The 18,168-nt window shown below is 38.0% G+C and carries 15 protein-coding genes; 3 read left to right on the forward strand and 12 right to left on the reverse strand.

Features of this window, described 5'->3' with window-relative positions:
* Positions 1–584: 584 nt before the first annotated feature.
* Complete coding sequence (locus GUA46_RS07835) at positions 585–806, reverse strand: helix-turn-helix domain-containing protein (RefSeq protein WP_176620016.1); 222 nt, start codon at positions 804–806, stop codon at positions 585–587.
* 140 nt (positions 807–946) lie between these two features.
* Here GUA46_RS07835 and GUA46_RS07840 point away from each other — a divergent pair, with 140 nt between their 5' ends.
* Positions 947–1,153 carry a hypothetical protein gene (locus GUA46_RS07840; RefSeq protein ID WP_176620017.1) on the forward strand — a complete coding sequence of 69 codons (207 nt, stop codon included), beginning with the start codon at positions 947–949 and terminating at the stop codon, positions 1,151–1,153.
* A 201-nt stretch (positions 1,154–1,354) separates the two neighbouring features.
* Here the strand turns inward: GUA46_RS07840 and GUA46_RS07845 are convergent, their stop codons facing one another.
* From GUA46_RS07845 to GUA46_RS07875, 7 genes are all read right to left on the reverse strand, one after another.
* Complete coding sequence (locus tag GUA46_RS07845; protein ID WP_176620018.1) at positions 1,355–1,777, reverse strand: exonuclease/endonuclease/phosphatase family protein; 423 nt, start codon at positions 1,775–1,777, stop codon at positions 1,355–1,357.
* A gap of 25 nt (positions 1,778–1,802) precedes the next feature.
* Positions 1,803–3,692, reverse strand: a complete 1,890-nt coding sequence (locus tag GUA46_RS07850) for a UvrD-helicase domain-containing protein (RefSeq protein ID WP_176620019.1) — start codon at positions 3,690–3,692, stop codon at positions 1,803–1,805.
* Positions 3,693–3,698: 6 nt separating this feature from the next.
* The gene (locus GUA46_RS07855; protein WP_176620020.1) at positions 3,699–5,903 is read right to left on the reverse strand and encodes an ATP-dependent endonuclease; all 2,205 of its coding nucleotides are present in this window, start codon (positions 5,901–5,903) and stop codon (positions 3,699–3,701) included.
* A gap of 343 nt (positions 5,904–6,246) precedes the next feature.
* A complete protein-coding gene (locus GUA46_RS07860) occupies positions 6,247–7,935 on the reverse strand; it encodes a leucine-rich repeat domain-containing protein (RefSeq protein ID WP_176620021.1) in 1,689 nt (562 codons plus the stop codon).
* 588 nt (positions 7,936–8,523) lie between these two features.
* Positions 8,524–8,952, reverse strand: a complete 429-nt coding sequence (locus GUA46_RS07865; protein WP_176620022.1) for an FKBP-type peptidyl-prolyl cis-trans isomerase — start codon at positions 8,950–8,952, stop codon at positions 8,524–8,526.
* Between the two features lie 96 nt (positions 8,953–9,048).
* Entirely contained in the window at positions 9,049–10,152 is a 1,104-nt protein-coding gene (locus GUA46_RS07870; protein ID WP_176620023.1) for an acyltransferase family protein, read from the reverse strand.
* Positions 10,153–10,175: 23 nt separating this feature from the next.
* Positions 10,176–10,739, reverse strand: a complete 564-nt coding sequence (locus tag GUA46_RS07875) for an ankyrin repeat domain-containing protein (RefSeq protein ID WP_218109530.1) — start codon at positions 10,737–10,739, stop codon at positions 10,176–10,178.
* A 246-nt stretch (positions 10,740–10,985) separates the two neighbouring features.
* Between GUA46_RS07875 and GUA46_RS07880 the strand changes: the two genes are divergently transcribed.
* Positions 10,986–12,626, forward strand: a complete 1,641-nt coding sequence (locus GUA46_RS07880; RefSeq protein WP_229418470.1) for a helix-turn-helix domain-containing protein — start codon at positions 10,986–10,988, stop codon at positions 12,624–12,626.
* Entirely contained in the window at positions 12,592–13,053 is a 462-nt protein-coding gene (locus tag GUA46_RS16825; RefSeq protein WP_229418471.1) for an HAD family hydrolase, read from the forward strand. Before GUA46_RS07880 ends, GUA46_RS16825 begins: the two co-directional genes overlap by 35 nt.
* 92 nt (positions 13,054–13,145) lie before the next feature.
* Here GUA46_RS16825 and GUA46_RS07885 read toward each other — a convergent pair whose 3' ends face one another.
* From GUA46_RS07885 to GUA46_RS07900, 4 genes are all read right to left on the reverse strand, one after another.
* Positions 13,146–14,210, reverse strand: a complete 1,065-nt coding sequence (locus GUA46_RS07885) for a leishmanolysin-related zinc metalloendopeptidase (RefSeq protein WP_176620025.1) — start codon at positions 14,208–14,210, stop codon at positions 13,146–13,148.
* A 171-nt stretch (positions 14,211–14,381) separates the two neighbouring features.
* Positions 14,382–15,227 carry an MORN repeat-containing protein gene (locus tag GUA46_RS07890; RefSeq protein WP_176620026.1) on the reverse strand — a complete coding sequence of 282 codons (846 nt, stop codon included), beginning with the start codon at positions 15,225–15,227 and terminating at the stop codon, positions 14,382–14,384.
* Between the two features lie 34 nt (positions 15,228–15,261).
* On the reverse strand, positions 15,262–16,086 hold the full coding sequence (locus GUA46_RS07895; RefSeq protein ID WP_176620027.1) for a DUF2490 domain-containing protein: 825 nt from the start codon (positions 16,084–16,086) through the stop codon (positions 15,262–15,264).
* A gap of 2 nt (positions 16,087–16,088) precedes the next feature.
* Positions 16,089–18,023, reverse strand: coding sequence for a hypothetical protein (locus GUA46_RS07900; RefSeq protein ID WP_176620028.1), 1,935 nt, complete (start codon positions 18,021–18,023; stop codon positions 16,089–16,091).
* Between the last annotated feature and the right edge of the window lie 145 nt (positions 18,024–18,168).

The raw sequence follows: 18,168 nt of genomic DNA on the forward strand, positions 1-18,168 counted from the left end.
TTCGGCAAAATAGTATTAATTACATTTTTAAAAGGAAGTTTTTAGCTCAACTTTTCAGACGCTACAATTTTTAAAGAATGAGATTCTTTAAAAATTTAGGCGAGTTGGTGCGGTGGAGATAAGCTTTGCTTATACCAAAGCAAAGAAACATAACGCGGGAACATTATAGTACAAATGTCGTCATGTTGTATTTTAAGGGTTTCGCCATCCGTAAGCTATAATTTTCCATTATGTAAAATATCCCTCGTGTGGGCGTCAAGGATTGAAATTTTCAATTTGTCGCTATGTAAAATAGCCGCTCGGCCAACAGCACATTGCTTTCATAAAAAGTAAATGCCCAAGCATTTATTTTTATACGCAATTCTCAGCCACTTGGCCAGCGCCATTAAAAGCTCAGCTTTTCGTATTTGTTGAAACCTTTGGTTTAATTGAAAATCTGGAAAAGAAAAATTTCAGGAAAATCTAGTAAGCTTGTCGCAAAAGCTTAAAATTTAGCGAAGCATAAATTTCCAAGCACTTGCTCAAATACTCCCCCTAATTGAAACTTATAATTCTGCCTCCTATAATATTATGTCAAATAGAATTTAATGCTCTTCCTGTAGTTTGATATCCCCACAGACTTCTTGTAAGATTTCACAAGGATCTACATCAATAGCCAAAGCAATAAGGTACAATTCATCCGCACGAAGCTTCGTAGATTCATTAGAACTCAATTGGCTCATTCGGGATTTACTTATCCCAGTCTTTCTGGAGACTTCTGCCTTATTTATTGACTTCTTTGCTAGATATAAACCTAGTTTGGTCATAAGTGTTTGATTTTTATCAACATAAATATAGATTATGTATACACTTGTATCAAATTTTGCATCAAATGTTTTGATTTTGGATATACATTCTATACTTTAGTATAGATAATCGAAACTATTGTTTAAAAAATATATATTCTATGGGTAGAAATGGATATACCAAGGCAGATTTAGAACAAATTGTCGGTGCTCAATTGGAGAATTTAAATGCCATGCATGATTTGTTGGCCATAATGAAACTACAAAATGAGCTTATTACGAACGCCAATAAGAAACTGAAAGATGAAATTGAGGATTTTAAGAAAAAGATTAAACCTTACCCAACTGGCCACAGAAAAAAATCTTAATAGGCTTTCTATCTTTTGCCTTGATGCAAAAGAAACAAAAAATCAAGAAGAAAATATGCTTCCGCGCGCCCTTTGTGCCTTGTAGCTTTGCTACTTGGGCGTTTCACGCCCCAACACAAAGCCCAGGGCAATGGCTCTTTGTGTCAAGCCACAAATTCACTCCCCTACTCGCCCGCATTTTCTTCAGACCAACATCTTTTTTTAGACTTCAACTTTTAAAGCAATCTCTTTAAATCGTTTACCCAATAATTCTATCGGTTCATTTTCGGAACAATAATTTAAATCAGACAGCACATACACATCTCTTAGTTTAGTTAAACTCTTTATCCATTTTAGATAACTACTCAGATGATTTGCTATTTGCTCTTCAGTTGTGTTTTTCTTTACCAATATTACAAATATTAACACTCCATTATTTTTAGTTAAAAAATGGGCAGCTTTAATCATTCCGCCAATAAAGTGTTTCCGACTTGTCCCATGCTCACTTTCCAGAATAATATATCGTTCATAATCATCTACTAAAACCAAATCTGGTTTGTATCCGTAAGACAATTGTTGGCCACGATGAGTTACTTGATAACCTTTTGACTTATGGTTTAATCTTTTGAAATACTTATCTAGCATGATTTATTATAATCACTTTTAAATTTTAATTTATAAATTCAATTTCTTCCTTTTGAAACCATTTCATATCAACAATATTTCTAGCAAATAGCTCAGGGTTAGATGTGTATGCTACTATAGCAAGACTTTCCTCTGCTCTACTACAGGTTACATAAAGTAATCTTAAGGTTCTATCCATACTAGTCTCTTTACCCTCATTCATATTTTGAACGTCTGCAGCGGTATGCCCTTTTACTCCAAGAAGTTTTTCAAAATTGAACCAGTTTCCTCGTGCATCATCATCATCCAATATTACCATGACTCGCTTGAACTCCCTTCCTTTAACACCTTGATGGGTGCCGAAATTGGCCTCATCAATCAAATACTGTTGATAAAGCGGTATTTGGTCGAAACTCGCCAAAAGTGCCTCATCCCATGCATCTATTATTAAGTCTTTATCTTCATCCTCTTCTTCCTCAGTTTCTTGAATTATTATTAATTCTTCTTGAGTTCTATTCGCTATCGGCACCAATGTATCTGGTATAGCAAAAAGGCGTGAATCTGCGACATTCCTAAGTATATCTAATAACGTTGGAACCCCATTATCCCATAAATTAAAAAGATTTAATACAGCGTCATTTGCTTTTTCAATTAATACACTTTGCTCTTTAGCTTCTATTAGGGCTACTTTACTTATTAACGGAGATTTCTCTTTTACAATTCTAGCAATTTCAAATTTATCATCATTGATCCAAGCATTATACAATGGAAGTATTGTGTTTGTGAAAAACCTCATTCCTGTAAGGCTGCCATCTAAAGCACCTGTTTTCAATCTACTAGTACTATATAAAGGCAAAAACAAGTTGTCAAACCCCATTCTTTTAGCAGCCATATGATGCTCTAATGTTAGTGTTTTTATCTCTGAATTCTCACCTAGCCATTTCTCATCTTTAGTGATTTCACCCATTTTTATGGCAATTTGTTTTTCAATTTCTTTTTTATCTGAACATGGAACCTGTACCACAAAAAGCCTAGCGGTACCTTCAATTTTATCACTTCTAGGCTCTTGTTGTTGACCATCTCCTTCTTCTCTAATTTTATTTATGAGCTTTATAATTCTTTTTGGACATCGATGATTAAGTTTCTTTTTGGGTGTTAACCAATCAGCAGGAATATCACCTTCCAAGTTTTCTTTCCCATCCAAATAAATACGTTGCATCATATCTCCAATAATTCCTAGTGCGAAGCAATCTTTATGCTGTTTTTGAACTAAAAAAAAAGATTCGATTAAATGTTTATTCGTATCCTGACTTTCATCAATTAGAAGTATTGGATATTTTCTAACCAAGATATTCTGCATAAGTTCCTTAGTATTTAGAAAATAAGCTCCTAACTCTATAACTTCACTATGGTTCAATGAGTCTTTACTAACATTATCACCATTTGGATTATAAACAAATGCATTTATGTTTTTGAGTATCGATAACCTTTTACTTTTTGATTCTATTTTTTTTGCTCTATCGATAAAGGATTTATTCATCCCACGAGCCCTACTCTGTTTATCTTCTAAGTCGGCAATTTCATCTTTTAATTTATTTTTTAACCAATCTTTTATATCTGTAGTAAAATGTTTGATTAGGTTCCAAGTAAAACTATGAATAGTAGAGACACTAAATAATGGGTCATAATCAATTCTACTCTTTATCTCATCACATGCCGCATTCGTATAGGTAATTATTGCAATCTTTTGATTGTTTAGTTTTAAATTTTCATCGTGCTCTTTTTTGATGAACTTTAGCACGTTAATTAACGTTCTAGTTTTACCAGAACCTGCACCCGCAAAAAGGAAAAAACTCTTTGGGTTATTGAAATCCAAGTTTTTCTGAATTTCTTGTTCTACAACATCATCAATATTTACATTTGATTCCAACTCCATTTGCTTTTAAAGATTTTGACTTTTTGACAAACTTTCTTCTAGCCAAATTAATCCTTCTTCTATGTATTTCGGCACTTTCAATTTATTTAGGTCATCTAGAAAAAGTAAGTCTAATGCAAAAGCTGCTTTATCCCCAGAGGCACTTTTTCTCAATGTTTCATAAACATCTTTTTCAAAGTTTTCTACTGTAGATTCGACTATAGTGTTTTTGAATTTTCTGATTAGTCTTAACCCCTCCATTGACTTAAATTGGACAATATTTTCATACACAAGTGAGTCTTCAAAGCTTGTTGCATTAACAGTCGTCTCCTTTTTATCATTATCCACGGTAATTTTTTGATTAATTTGATATGCAACTCTAATTAGACCGCTTGTAGTAACTTTAGCTTTAGAATCTAAATCAATTAAGGAATCTAAAGATTTAACTCCTGGCACCCATTTTGAAATGGTACTATTGGCGGTTTCGTAGCCTTTGTTTTTTTTAGGTATTACCGAAGTTCTGTTGTTAGTTGGGTCAATAGGGTCGAGATCGGTAACAATTAAAGTTAAAACTCCAAGATCTTCAATTAGAGATTGAAGCTTATGAGCATGACTCCCAGCAATTTCAACCAATGACAGGTAGGATTTAGACAAGTTTTTATGATGATTATTAATAAAATGAGGAATTAGCATTCTTTCAGCCGCTCCTTCTATAAGTATAACCGCATCAGCAAAAAACAAATCACAATGAGTTGTTTTTAAATATCGGGTTGCAAACCTTGTTGTTGCATTTTCGTCCCCGAAAGTTTTTGACAAGTTAATTACCTTAGAAGTAGCCACGTTTTGTCCAGTTGCCAATAATCGTTTAAAGTATCTCAAACAAACAAAATCAACTTCGTGTGCAATGTGGTTAGAATGAGTACTTACAATTAACTGTGTAGTAAATTTTTTATTTTTCCCTAGATTTTTATGAGCTCTTAAAATATCGTATGCTTTGTTAATGAAAACTTGTTGCACCTGTGCATGCAAATGGGCTTCAGGCTCTTCAATTAGAACTAGATGTAGGGGCTCATAAATCTCGTTTTCATCATCACTTTTAGATCTTTTCCCAACCTTCATCCACTCATCTCTAAACCTAATAAGTTCAAATACCATGGATATTAAATTTTGATAACCAAGACCGTTCGTTTGTTCAGGAAGTGAAAGCAAAGTCTTCTTTCCTTCCTTATCTTTCATTATTTCAAACTGAATTGCAGAATCATGACTAATACCATCTATTGGAGAAATTGAACTTGAAATTGTAATGTTTGGATTACCAAATCCAGGATAATTCAAATCACCCAATTCATTCAAAGATGGTCCAAAGCGATCTTTCAATTTGTCATCAAAAGCCTTTTTTGCATTATCAATAGCAGTCAATGCCCCCAAATCATCATCTGTTGGTTTATCCTCTGGGCTAAGATGCTTACTGTAATAATCTCTAAATTGAGTTGATAGAGGCTTTAACTTGTGATTTGAATTATTGACATCAGAAAATCCTCTTTGTGCATTGATTGTACTCACCTTTATTAGTCCTTTAAAGGAATCATTATCAATAGGAATACTTCCAGGCATTAATTCTTGAGCTAGTTGATTTTGATCTTTGAAATCACCTACTTTTGCTGGATCTAAAATGTATGACTTTATAGTAAATAGTTTTGGCAACTTCGATTTATGGTCTAGGAAATCCCACATATCTTTTGGCCACAATTTTAATTTAGATTTTTCTCCAAGCTTTGTAGCAGCATCATAATCACTCTTAAATTCTATCAGCAGACTTTCTAAATTAATTGGTTCATATCTAAGTCTAATACCTAAAAGACCACTTTTCCAATCGAGGGTTGGTATTAAGTGATGTACATAATGTAACTCTTTATCACTTACATTTAGCCATAAATCAATTTGAGGAAGAAAACAAGCTAGTTCCTCTAATTGCTTGTCCCAATATTCATCATTTTTGTTATCATCAGCTAGCCATATTTCAGCCAGTTTATTAATTTCAAGCCAATTATTTAGAGTGAAATCGCGAGTTGAGAACTTATTTTTATCAGTCAAAAAAAAAGACAGAGAATCCATTGCGGAAGTCTTGCCACTGTTATTAGGGCCAACAAAAATTGTTTGCTCATTGCCTATATCAATTCGACACGCTTTAAGTTTTCTAAAATTCTGAATATCAATGAAATTAAGTTCCATTTTGTATTGGTATAATTAAGAGTCTAAAATGTTTTTGGTTGTAAAATATTTATTTAAATCCAAAGCAAAATTGTTATTTGGATAGACTTTTATATAGGGGAGTATTTAAATATATTAAAATTTAACAAGTAATCAATTACGTAAATCCGTTTTCGATTTTGAATTTGTAGTATTAACCCATTCCATACACTTTCACCTCCCCCACTCTGCGGTTTCGGCAAAACAGTATTCCATTACATTTTTTAAAAGAAAATTTTAGAAGAAATTTTTTCAGAGAATGCAGTGCAAACTTTCGCTTTTACCAAAGCTCAAGTTACATAACGCTAGAACATTATGGTACAATTTAATTCCCGTAAATTTTCCATTGGTAGGTATCGACCATTTCACCCAATTTTGTAATGCTACCACCATCAATACTTTCTGTTCCTGGGTTATCCGAATAATACATTCTACCCTCTGTTAATGAATATAACACAACATTATTATACAAGATGGAAATAATTTCATCTAGAATTTCATTATCGAATTGATTGTTTGCGAGCTGCAATGAAGTCAAAAAGGGATTGTTGGATATATCAATGGTTTGAAAGTTGTTATTGCCAATCACTAAAGATTTTAAGGCCTCATTACTTGAAATATCTAACTCGGTGAACAAATTGTCATTTGCATCCAACCTTTCAAGATTTAGATTGTTCGAAATATCCAAGCTGCTTATTTGGTTCTCATTAATTTGCAAGAATTTTAGCAATGGATTGTTCGAAACATCAATAGAAGTTACCTGATTAAATCCAACAGACAAGGAAATCAATTCAGCATTATTCGATGTATCTAAATTTGTCAGTATGTTACTACCTAAATATACATGGGTTAGTTTAGTATTATTAGATATATCCAAACTACTTAATTGATTTTTATCGGCCGATATTAGTGCCAAATCTTTATTGTTAGCCAAATCCAATGTTGTCAACTGATTTTCTGACACGTAAATCCGTTCTAAATTTGGATTTTGTGTGATATCTAAACTTGTCAAGGAATTTTCAGTTATAAATATCTCCTTTAAATTCGGGTTGCCTGATAAATTAATACTGGTCAGATTATTTCGAAACACTATTAAATTTTCCAACACTGGGTTACCAGAAACATCGATGGTGGATAATCTTCCTTCATTAATCCCCACATACTTCAGTAATTTTAATTTAGTTAAGTCAACCCAAACCAAATTATTTTGACGTTGATATATCTCATTTGGAATTTCACCTCCCATAAATGTAAAGTATTCTATAACCTCAATGGGGCCATTAATAGTTATAGTATAATTTCCAGCGGTCTCATAAATATGAACAAGCTCAATCGGTTCTTCTGTATCGGTTGTAGAGGTAGTATAATCATCAACAACCCCATCTCCCCAATCCACCAAAAAATTCGAACCCGTAAGCGATTTAATAGTCAAAGTCTTGGTTGTTTGTAGTTCGGATTCATCTATATGTAATTCAAAAAAATCAGAAATCTCAGGAAACACCATGCTTAAGCCAGTATACCCAAAATCAGTGGATGTAAAACCAGCGGTAAACAAGTTTTCTGTAAGTGTATTATTTACTTCATTTTCTGAAACTTCAAATGCTATGGGCAAAGTATTGGCAACGAACTGTGACATTGCAGAACTTTCATATGGCACCATTGAAAGAACCACATCATTCTCATCGACCACAATAAACTCTGTTAACCTATAATTACCTACTTTCAAAGTTATTTCAGAAGTACTGTAACTTCCGTTCACATGGATCAAATTAACCCTTTCCCTATTGAGAATTGAGCTCCCATTACTACTTTTTACGCTAATCAAGGCAAAAATAGGTTCAAGGTTTTCTGTACCTTTTTGTGATGTACTCTGTGCCTTTAGTTCGGTAAAATCAATTTGAAATGTATGGACACCATCAATTTCTGAGGGTATTAAATCTTCGGATGTAGATTCGGATGAACAAGAAATCAGTAAAAATACTGAAGCCAAAAGGAAAAATATTCTAGTTCTCATTAAGAGATAGTTTGTTTGGTTAATTCTCGCCTTAAATTAACACTATTTTTCTTATATAAAAATGTAATAATCGGTGTTTATCGAAATTTCTAGTTCAAATGCCTTGGTTTTAATTTGCAAATATTGACGCTGCCAATTTAAGTAGGATTGAACAGGGAAGATATTCAGTAGGTCTCGATATACTTTCACGTATTTCTCATGGGCTAGGTGTGAAAGTTGATTTGGTATAGTAGTTCAGAACTTTTTTGCCATTCCATACACTTTTACCTCCCTCACACCGTGGGTTCGGCAAAACAGTGTTCCTTTACATTTTTAAAAGGAAATTTTTTAAGAAGTGTATAATAAACTTTGCCATCGCTTCAACCCGCTCAAAAAAGAAAAGGTCTACAAGACCTTCACTTTTTATGCCGTACCAAAGCTCAAGTTACATAACGCGAGAACATTATAGTACAAATGTCGTCATGTTGTATTTTAAGGGTTTGTCATTGGTAAGCTATAATTCTCCATATGGTTCAAACGTCCTACTGGGCACAAACAAAAAAACCACCCAAAGGGTGGCTTTAACAATATAGTGTGAAAATCGTGTATTTATAGTATCTCAACCACTTCAAGGTCGAACACCAAATCCTGGCCTGCCAACGGATGGTTGGCATCGATGATAATATCTTCTTCTTCTACCTTGGCCACTCTAAACTGTTGCTCTTGCCCTTGGGCATTGGAGCCTACCAAGCCCATGCCTACCTCTGGTTTTAGGTCTTCGGGCAATTGTGTTTTAGAGATTTTCTGAAAAAGTGCCTCGTTCACCTCTCCATAGGCTTCTTGCTTGTCTATGGTGATGGTTTTCTTTTCATTGACCTCCATGTCAATAAGCCCTTTTTCAAAACCTGGTATAAGTTGACCCTGCCCCAAGGCTACCTCCATAGGTTCGCGCTCCAATGAACTGTCAAAAACCTGTCCGTTGGTCAATTTACCTGTGTAGTGCACCTTTACAGTGTCATTCTCTTTTACTTTACTCATAATTTTTGTTTATAGTTTTAAAATCAAAACGTTGCAAATATACAGGGTATAAAATGGTTCAACGAAAAGTTCTGGATTCGTTTTGCCAAAACCTCCTTAAAAATTGGATTTAAGCATCGCTAGCCATGATTTTTTTGCAACCTCTTTGTCCACCTTCCCCTTTAGACCAAACAGAGGCCGCAAAAACCATATCCTACGAATAAGGAATTCGAACAACAAATAACATACTATAAAAGTGAACACCGTTATGGCTACAAACTGTAAAAACGGGTGAATCTTTAACGGCAAAATCAACAGGGCCCCCAAATACATCACAAACATATGGATGATATAAACAGGATAGGCCGCCTGGCTCAAATATTGCAACAGCCCGCTGGGCCTGTTCAAGTACCGATAGCCAAGACCAAGGATTCCTAAAATCCAACAATTGGATTCCAAGGCCATGAGGTATCCGGGAGCTTCCAACTGGAACTCCAAATACCGTACTGCATACAGGCTCAAGGCAAGTGCCAAATAGCCCCAGCGCCATTTTTTTACGGTATCCCAAAAATGTTGGCCACTGTAAACGAACAAATACCCAAAAAAGAAGGCCAATGCCCCTAAAAAGAACCCATGCCATGTTTCCGCATAAATGGAATACACCTGTGGTTCTACTAAAATGGCTTCCAACATAAAGAACAACGAAACCAACAAGGGGCCAACAGGGTTGGACATCAGTGAGCCCAATATTTGTTGAAACACCCCTCCTTCTCTTTGCTTTAAGAGATAAAAAACAGGTAAAAACAACAGCACGTAGACAAAAATATTTCCCAAGAACCATAGATGCCCCATATGCGGATAGTATCCCAAAGGCAGTTTATAGAATTTTTGAAAAATAAACATATGCAACGGTGCAATGGCCACTATCCCGAACAACAACGGCAACAAAATACGTCTGGTCCGCTCCCCTATCAATTGTTTCCAGTTACGTCTGCGCATGGCAAAAAAGAGCCCCATGCCCGATACAAAGAACAGAATAGGGATACGCCATACATTGAGCAATGTCATCGGGGTCCATAGCCCTTCAAGGGATTGTTCGCTCCTTACAAAACCAACAAACATGGCCCAAGGTTGAAAAATAATGGCAATATGATAGATCAGTAACAGGGCAATGGTAATTACCCGCAACCAATCAATATCGTGTCTACGTGCTGTTTTCATGATGACTGTTGTTTTTTGATGGATTATTGTAGCATTACGGCAATAGTAGGACGGGTCTCTTCAACCTCCTCCAAATCCAATTGCAAGCCAATAGGCCCCAATTGTTGCTGCATCATTTCGTAAATGGGCTTTACATCGGCAAACGGGCCCACAACGGTTTCGCGCGGTGTTGCACCGTAGTTGTTTTTTATTTTTTTGTCCGCGCCCGAATCCAATAGCATTTGAACAGCTTCGATTTTACAGAAGAAAGCGGCCACATGCAGTGCAGTGGAACCATCATTGTTTTTAATGGACAAATCTGCTCCCGCATCTATCAAAGTTTGTGCAATGTCCTTCTTATCAAAAGTAATAGCTGTGATCAATGGAGTGGAACCGCTAAGGGCGTCCTTTTCATTGATGTCGGTCCCAGCTTTGATATGCTGTTCCACCACTTCCAGATTTCCAGCGACCACGGCAGCAGAAAGGGCCACATCAGGGGCTTTTACCTCTGTTTTGGCAGTTTCTTCCTTATCGGAGGTTGACTTTTTTTGTCCGCAGGCGGATAGGCTTACCATTACAATAAGCAATGCGTACTTTAGATGTTTCATTGAATTGTTTTTAAAATTTTTCATGACTTTTCGTTTTAAGTATTGAACAATAAATTTTACGTTACAAAGATTCCCCAAAGCCTGATGCAGTACTAATCAGCTATGCCGCGTTGTATGTAAGTCTTGCGCAGTCCATAAAAATTATGGTGCATGGATATAAATTATGCGGCAAAACCTGCATTTTCTCCATGGAAAGGAATCGCTTATATTTGTTAAACCCATGCAGCTATCAATCTGCAAACCACCATGCTAGACAAACCAAAAGGGCAGAAATTTACCTATGAGGCCAAAGCCATCGTACTGGAACATCTGGGCGATGAACATTTTGGCGTATCGGAATTGGCAGATGCCATGCATATGAGCCGCTCCAGCCTGCTCCGTAAATGCAAAAAGCAGACACAATTATCCGCCAGTCAGTTTATTCGACAAATCCGATTGGAAGAGGCCATGGAATTGCTCAGGGAATCCGACCTTACGGTTTCGGAGGTGTCCTATCGGGTAGGGTTTGGCAGTACTTCTTATTTTATCAAATGTTTTCGGGAACATTACGGCCACCCTCCCGGAGAAGTTGGTAAACTTGGTTTTGAAGCTGAACGGGAGAACACATCCACTCCATTTTGGATAAAATACAAATGGGCCATTATGGCCTTGGCCATTCTTGTTATCAGTGGTGTTGCTTATCTACTTTTGCCTTCCTCCCCTACTACTGCCGATGCATCACAAAAAACAAACTTGGAAAAATCCATTGCGGTACTTCCGTTCAAAAATGAAAGCAGTGATTCCACCAACCTGTATTTTGTCAATGGTTTGATGGAAGCGTCGTTAGGGAACCTTCAAAAAATTGAGGATTTACGTGTAATTAGTCGGACATCGGTAGAAAAATACCGCAATTCCAACCAGAATATAGGTGAAATCGCCTATGAACTGAACGTGAACTATGTCGTGGAAGGAAGTGGCCAAAAAGTGGGCGACCAAGTTATGCTCAATATCCAATTGATCGATGCCGCTACGGATACACGAATCTGGGGCGAACAATACACACACAAGGTGATCGACATTTTCGCAGTGCAGAACGAAGTCGCAAAAAAAATTGCCGATGCCATCAAGGCCAAGGTAACTCCATCCGAATTGGAACTAATCGATAAGAAACCAACCGATAACCTAGCCGCATACGATTATTATCTGCAGGCCCAAGAACCCTTTAACCGGCAAACGGAAGAAGGTCTTTTGGAAGCCATTCCATTGTTTGAAAAAGCCATTGGGGAAGATTCTGAATTTGCCTTGGTATATGCAGACCTGGCAATTGCATACTACTATCTTGACCTTTATAAGAAAGAAAAACAGCATACCGAGATCATCAACAACTATGCTGACAAAGCCTTGTTGCACGATTCAAAATTAACCGAAAGTTTGATTGCCAAAGCTTTGTATTATGAACATATTGGGGACTATAGATTGGCTGTCCCCCATTTGGAAAAAGCGTTGGAATACAACCCCAATTCTTCGGGGGTGGTAAATATGTTGTCCACTCTTTATGCCAACAAACTGCCCAATACCGGAAAATATTTGGAATATGCGCTAAGAGGCATTCAATTGGATGTGGCGGACAACGATACGGCCAAGAGCTATATTTATCTTCATTTGAGCAACGCCCTTATACAATCGGGGTTTACCGAAGAAGCCTTGGAATACATTGACAAAGCAATTGAGCTATTTCCGCAAAACCCTTATGCCCCATATCTTAAGGCCTATATCCGTTATGCCAAGAACCAGGACATTAAGCAGACTTTGAATGCCATAAAACGGGAGCTTCAGAAGGATACTACCCGCTTGGACATTTTACAGGAAGTGAGTGGCCAAACTGCACTACTTTCAAAAAGAATATGACAGTGCTTACAGATATTACAAGTCATATAATGAGATGAAAAAGGCCCGTGGATTGAATATTTATCCTCAAGAGGATATCAAAATCGGGGTAACCTATGAAAAAATGGGGCATCAAAAAGAAGCTGATGAACTATTGGCAGCCTATACCGATTACTGTGTAAATGATAAATCTATATACCAACCTGCAAGTATGGCGGTAAAATATGCCTATGAGAACAAATTTGATCAGGCCATTGAACAATTGGAAGCATTTGCCGCCAAAAACCATTTTCAGTATTGGATTGTATTGTTTATGGGATTGGACCCTAACCTGGAGAAGCTCGAAGTACACCCAGAATACCAAAACGTGATAAAAAAAATAGCGAATAGATTTTGGGACAACCATAATCGACTTGAAGAGACTTTGAAAGAAAAAAAACTGCTCTGAACGATAGAAATTTATGGCCCACTGGGCATTCAAAAGCAAAAAAGCTCATACCTCTCCGGTACAAGCTTTTCTTTATGCATGGGGTAAAAGTTTTACTTTTTATTACCCGTATTTACGAAACCCACGGGCATCAACAATATTTCTTTGGAAGCTATGTTGAGCCCTTCGGAGGTATCACCTTCCTCTAAGGTGCTTAAATCAACACCTGGTGTTCCTCGTGGTAGGTCGTACTGCTCCCCTACGCTCGCTGCACCATAGCCCAGGTCTTGCATGGAACCGGCCGTAATCCTGCTCAATGGATTTTCACCCAAGTTCAAGAACCCGGTCATCAATTCATTGTTCAATGTGGACTCTTGCCAGTGGCCAAATGCCGTTCCTGGTCCATAAAGGCTTTCTATGGGCAGTTCCCCTGCTCCTCCTTCTGCATTCCAGAATACGTTCGCTTTGTGTCCTGCAAAATATGGTGTGGTCTCGCCACCTAGCATCAAGGTTCTGTCAAATCCAAAATCAGCCGTGTTCCAAAGTGTACCAATGCCCAAAACGTGCCCCATTTCGTGTACGATCACATCTTCGAACAAGTCCAGGCTTTCCAAAAAGTCCAAGTCCTCTACGTCAAAATACATAACGCCCGAAATTGGCAAGAAATCACTTGTGCGGACAAAGTTGGGCCCTGCCTGTCCCAATATACCACCAGGACCATCAATTGGCGCTAGGGCTACCTCGATCACAATATCATCAAGAGTTCCATCTACCGCTGGAGGAAAACCGGTAAATGCCGATGGAATGGTTCCTGTTATGGACGGAACGTCCTTTATAATGATTCGCTCCCATCGGGCTGCAGCTTGATCAAATACTTCTTGCTGTCTTTCGGTAGGTGGCAATAAAAACTTTAGGCTGATATTAAAGCGTCCGTTATCGGTACCTGCGGCACCTGTTGCCCTTGCGGTCGAAATATCCGTAGTGATCAAATCATCCAAAATAATGGGCTCTCCTGTGCGTGCTGCAAGTGTAACCAACTTAGGTTCGGACTTTTGGATGGAGTTTACATCTTCGTCCATACCAACATCGTTGGAGCAAGAGGAAAAAATCAGCATTCCCGCGGCTGCTGTAAATGATAAAGAATTGCGGAAAGATTTTGTGAGGTTTCTCGTAATCATGTTCTCAATTTTTAAGTTAATCTAGTAAACCAGAGTTTTGATTTTAACTAAATTTAACAAAAAAAAGTAGATTACTCTAACCTTGTAACAAAACAGCAATGATTATGTATGGAATGATATTATCTATGTAAGAATGGTTGTTTTTTAATGATGATTGATTGAATACAGAAATCACTTTTCGTTGACCTCTACCAATTTATCATCATTCCATTCACCACCTGCGACCACATCTCCCTCGGCATCATAGAACCTACCTGCTCCGTTTCGCTTATCGTTTTTCCACTCACCGGTGTACTTTTCCCCATTGGGCCAGTAGTAGGTGCCGTATCCATTACGCTTGTCATCTTCATAGCTTCCCACATAATATTCGCCATCGGCCCAGTAAAAGGTACCCTCGCCATGGCGCTGGTTGTTTTTCCAATCACCTTCGTACCTACTTCCGGTCTCTAAAAGTGCAACGCCAAAACCGTGGGCCTTGCCATCTTTCACCTGACCGATATAGTGTAGTTGATTGCCTTTCTTGCTTTTGAACGTAAGATATTCCCCAAATGATTTTTGCTGCAACTGTTTTTTAAGACGGGTCAATTGTACTTTGGCCTTTTCCAAGGAAAAGTTGATGGAATCATATTTTCTAACGGCTTCCTCTTCGGCCCAGTTTGATTCTTGGATGGTATCTTGTCTTGCAGTTACGCTGTCGGGCATGGGGCTGACAACTATTTTGTTTTGCTTTAACTTTTCCGCCAAGGCTATGCGTAAAGGAATCACCATATTGTTTTCCTTGCTGGAATTCATGGAAGCATGGTATGATGAAATTGCAGTATCATAATCTTCTTGGAGCAACAAAGAATCTATTCGGTTCAGTTGCTCATAGGCATTTATTTTTTCTGAAATAACCTTGTTTTCTTCTTTGACCTGCGCAAGGTCTTTTTGAAGTTGAACCGAACGGGATGCAAAGAAAAACATTGCCACGGCAAAAAGTGCTAAAAGTATATAGGGAGCGTATTTTTTTATTTTCATGCGTTAATTGCTTGGTTCACTATTACATACGTGGTTAATCGGTCAAATGGACGTCCGGTAACTTTTTTTTAACTCTTCTAAAGTCAGGAGAATAATACATATGGAATCGCAATGTCCAACCTTGTTGATAATAACCTCCATTGTACCTTTCCTGTCCTTGGTTGTACAAAAGGCCTGCGGCGAATGTGAGCCGTGGGGTAACAATATATCCAATAGTAGTTGTTAACCGAAGGTCTTCCATTGGACTTGCGACCACCTCCTTGCCGCTCTGCATGATCAATTCCGCCTCTGGTGCCACATAAATGGTTTTGGGGCTGAGTTTATTATTGTTCAAAGGGATTTTTGCCCTGAACATGTATCGCCAACGGTTTCTGAAAATATAGTCGCTGTTCTCCGTAAAGCCTTTGCTCCAACGGTGCTCTATTCGAATTCGATGATAGAACATGGCCGAATAAAACGGCATGGCAAACTGATATTGGTGCCAGATACGCCATTCGGGAACCACATTTTTACCTTCCGAATCTTCATCGGTATTAAAATTGATACGCACTACCCCACCCAATCTAAAATTGGTCTTTTTGTTGAAAATATAACCAATGGCATGTCGGTTATAAATTTGACCGATCTGTCCAATAAACGGGGTGCTTTTGGTTTCCTGAAACCTAAAATGGGTCTGGGCATCCCAGAAGAATCGTTTACCTATTCTTATGTTCCCATAGGTGTTGACCCAGACTTTCGTCTTTGGGTCCTTGTACTGTGAGGTCTCCGGAAGCACTTCGGGTTCTGATTCTTGTGCAAAAACCGTACATCCAAATAATAAGACAACAACCGCCAAAAAGCTATTTCTACTATTCCTCATGCTTATTGGTTTTGGGAAGTTGATTGTTCAAGTATAAGTGCCAAAACTTCGGTTGGCCGTTTTTCACGACGGAGTTTGCGCTCCAATTTGCGGGTGTCCTTATTTCTCAAATCCAATATACTTTGGTGAGTGTTCATCATCTGGTCGTTCAATGTCCCTGTATTGTCACATGTTAATTCTTCTGTTGCCGTGTTCAAGAAATAAGGAATCAGGATATCCCTGTAGGCCGATACAATTCGTTTTTTCACCTCCTCCTCCATCACATTGGCCATAAATGGATTCCATACGGCATCGGTATATTCCTTTTCCACAGCTTCAACACGGTTCGGAAGTGCTTTAATGCCAGTTGCCAATTCGCTCAGCTGCATAAGACATGTTTTTGCCCCTTTGCCATATTCCAGTTTTTGCTGGGGATTTTTGATATCCGCATACCGGGTCAAAGAGCTATCGGACAAGTTCTTTAGCTGTTTTAGTGCATTTGTATATTCTGATGAAAGTCCTGGAACAGAATCTAATTTGTGCTCTAGATCATTGTTCAGCTCAATAAGCTCTTCTTCAAGTCCGTTCAACATTTGAAGCTGTTCCTCATTGGTCAATCGTGATGCAAGGGAACCCTTTATGTATTCCAAACTCATTTTTGCGTACGTGGCCAAAGCTTCGACCGCTAACAGGTCATTGCTTTCATATTCAAATTCCTCAGAACTTGGCAACTTAAACGTCCTGGTGCCACCTTCTTCGTCGGCGACCACCAAAATCTCCGTGCTAGGTTTGCCATTGGGCCAAAGCCTTTTCAATAGCAAAGGAATTTCTTGGTACTGTACAATTTCCAGTTCCCTATGTGAAACCAATGTGGATAACGGAATCAAGAAGTCGTTGTTTATTTTTTGAGCGGCATTGTAGTAAAAAAGTGCTTCGGAATCCGTACGTTTTACAATGTTCAGATGACTGTTATCCAAAATGATGGAGCTCATTTCTTCTGCATCTTTATATTCCGAAACAATTTTGTCCAAGGTTTTATTTTGAAGGGAATCCAAAGGAAAATAAGGTACCCTGACTTTCATGTTGGGCTTAAAATCAGAAGTTCCCAAATGGTTTAGCACATTGTTGACCTTTTGATAATAACCCATGTTCTGTCCCAAGAGACGCAGTATTTGGCTTTCCCCGCTTTGTAAATGGACAAGCGATTCAAGCAAAGTAATATAGCCCTCGTTCAACTGAACGGTTTTATAGGCTGCAACGCTCTTGGTGAATACGTTTATATCCTGTGATTTACCCTCGGACTTTATTTTTATGGTTCTCAGTAATCCATCCTCGAAGAACCAATCCTCGATATCCTCCACGGCCTCTGTTCCATAGTACGACCATTCATCGTGCGCAAGACCGTCCCTTAAAAATCGACCCACCAGCACGCTGCTATCGTTCTCTATTTGAAAGTTTTGACGCGGTACTCCTTTGTCAAAAGAAATGGTGCTTTTAAATATGATTTTTTCAACCTCGGAGTCCTTTATCTGGTTAATGGTGTAGTTCCAATCACCATCGGGTTTACCATCTATTAGGTTCCCCTCACCTATTTCTTGCACACCACTGACCAAAACCCGGTATTCGTAGCCCACCACCTGACTCTGACTATTGGTCTTGTATTCTCCAAATTCAAATTCCCATGGTCCGTTGGCAACGCCTTTATCAAACTTGCCCGAAAAACGAAAGGATGTGTCCTCGTTTTCCACCAAGGTCTCCAAATTGGATTGTTGTAATTGAAAATCACCGTCAAAAATGGTATCGAGGTCAGAAATAACGAATTGATAAACTGCTTTTCCCGTATAAGGTCCTACTTTTAGTGGTCCTTCATATGTTTTTCGTTCTTGCCCAAAGGTCTGAAGCGAAAGCATCAAAAATAGAAATACAGAAAAAAGCCGCTTTTTGGAAGGCTGTATCATGGAGTAATCTAGTGTTAGTCGAATCGTCCATTTACATACGTTCCGAAAGGGGTATATGGACGAGATGGTCAATGGTTTTACGATATTGATGGATATACCCGTTATTTATTGAACGGTTATTAAGGCTCTAAGGAAATTTCTATCA

Origin of the sequence: Flagellimonas chongwuensis (assembly GCF_013376415.1) — a bacterium.
GTDB lineage: Bacteria > Bacteroidota > Bacteroidia > Flavobacteriales > Flavobacteriaceae > Flagellimonas > Flagellimonas chongwuensis.

Coding starts and splice junctions, on each gene's coding strand:
- GUA46_RS07835 (WP_176620016.1), bottom strand. CDS start 806: ATGACCAAACTAGGTTTATATCTAGCAAAGAAGTCAATAAATAAGGCA.
- GUA46_RS07840 (WP_176620017.1), top strand. CDS start 947: ATGGGTAGAAATGGATATACCAAGGCAGATTTAGAACAAATTGTCGGT.
- GUA46_RS07845 (WP_176620018.1), bottom strand. CDS start 1,777: ATGCTAGATAAGTATTTCAAAAGATTAAACCATAAGTCAAAAGGTTAT.
- GUA46_RS07850 (WP_176620019.1), bottom strand. CDS start 3,692: ATGGAGTTGGAATCAAATGTAAATATTGATGATGTTGTAGAACAAGAA.
- GUA46_RS07855 (WP_176620020.1), bottom strand. CDS start 5,903: ATGGAACTTAATTTCATTGATATTCAGAATTTTAGAAAACTTAAAGCG.
- GUA46_RS07860 (WP_176620021.1), bottom strand. CDS start 7,935: ATGAGAACTAGAATATTTTTCCTTTTGGCTTCAGTATTTTTACTGATT.
- GUA46_RS07865 (WP_176620022.1), bottom strand. CDS start 8,952: ATGAGTAAAGTAAAAGAGAATGACACTGTAAAGGTGCACTACACAGGT.
- GUA46_RS07870 (WP_176620023.1), bottom strand. CDS start 10,152: ATGAAAACAGCACGTAGACACGATATTGATTGGTTGCGGGTAATTACC.
- GUA46_RS07875 (WP_218109530.1), bottom strand. CDS start 10,739: ATGAAACATCTAAAGTACGCATTGCTTATTGTAATGGTAAGCCTATCC.
- GUA46_RS07880 (WP_229418470.1), top strand. CDS start 10,986: ATGCTAGACAAACCAAAAGGGCAGAAATTTACCTATGAGGCCAAAGCC.
- GUA46_RS07885 (WP_176620025.1), bottom strand. CDS start 14,210: ATGATTACGAGAAACCTCACAAAATCTTTCCGCAATTCTTTATCATTT.
- GUA46_RS07890 (WP_176620026.1), bottom strand. CDS start 15,227: ATGAAAATAAAAAAATACGCTCCCTATATACTTTTAGCACTTTTTGCC.
- GUA46_RS07895 (WP_176620027.1), bottom strand. CDS start 16,086: ATGAGGAATAGTAGAAATAGCTTTTTGGCGGTTGTTGTCTTATTATTT.
- GUA46_RS07900 (WP_176620028.1), bottom strand. CDS start 18,023: ATGATACAGCCTTCCAAAAAGCGGCTTTTTTCTGTATTTCTATTTTTG.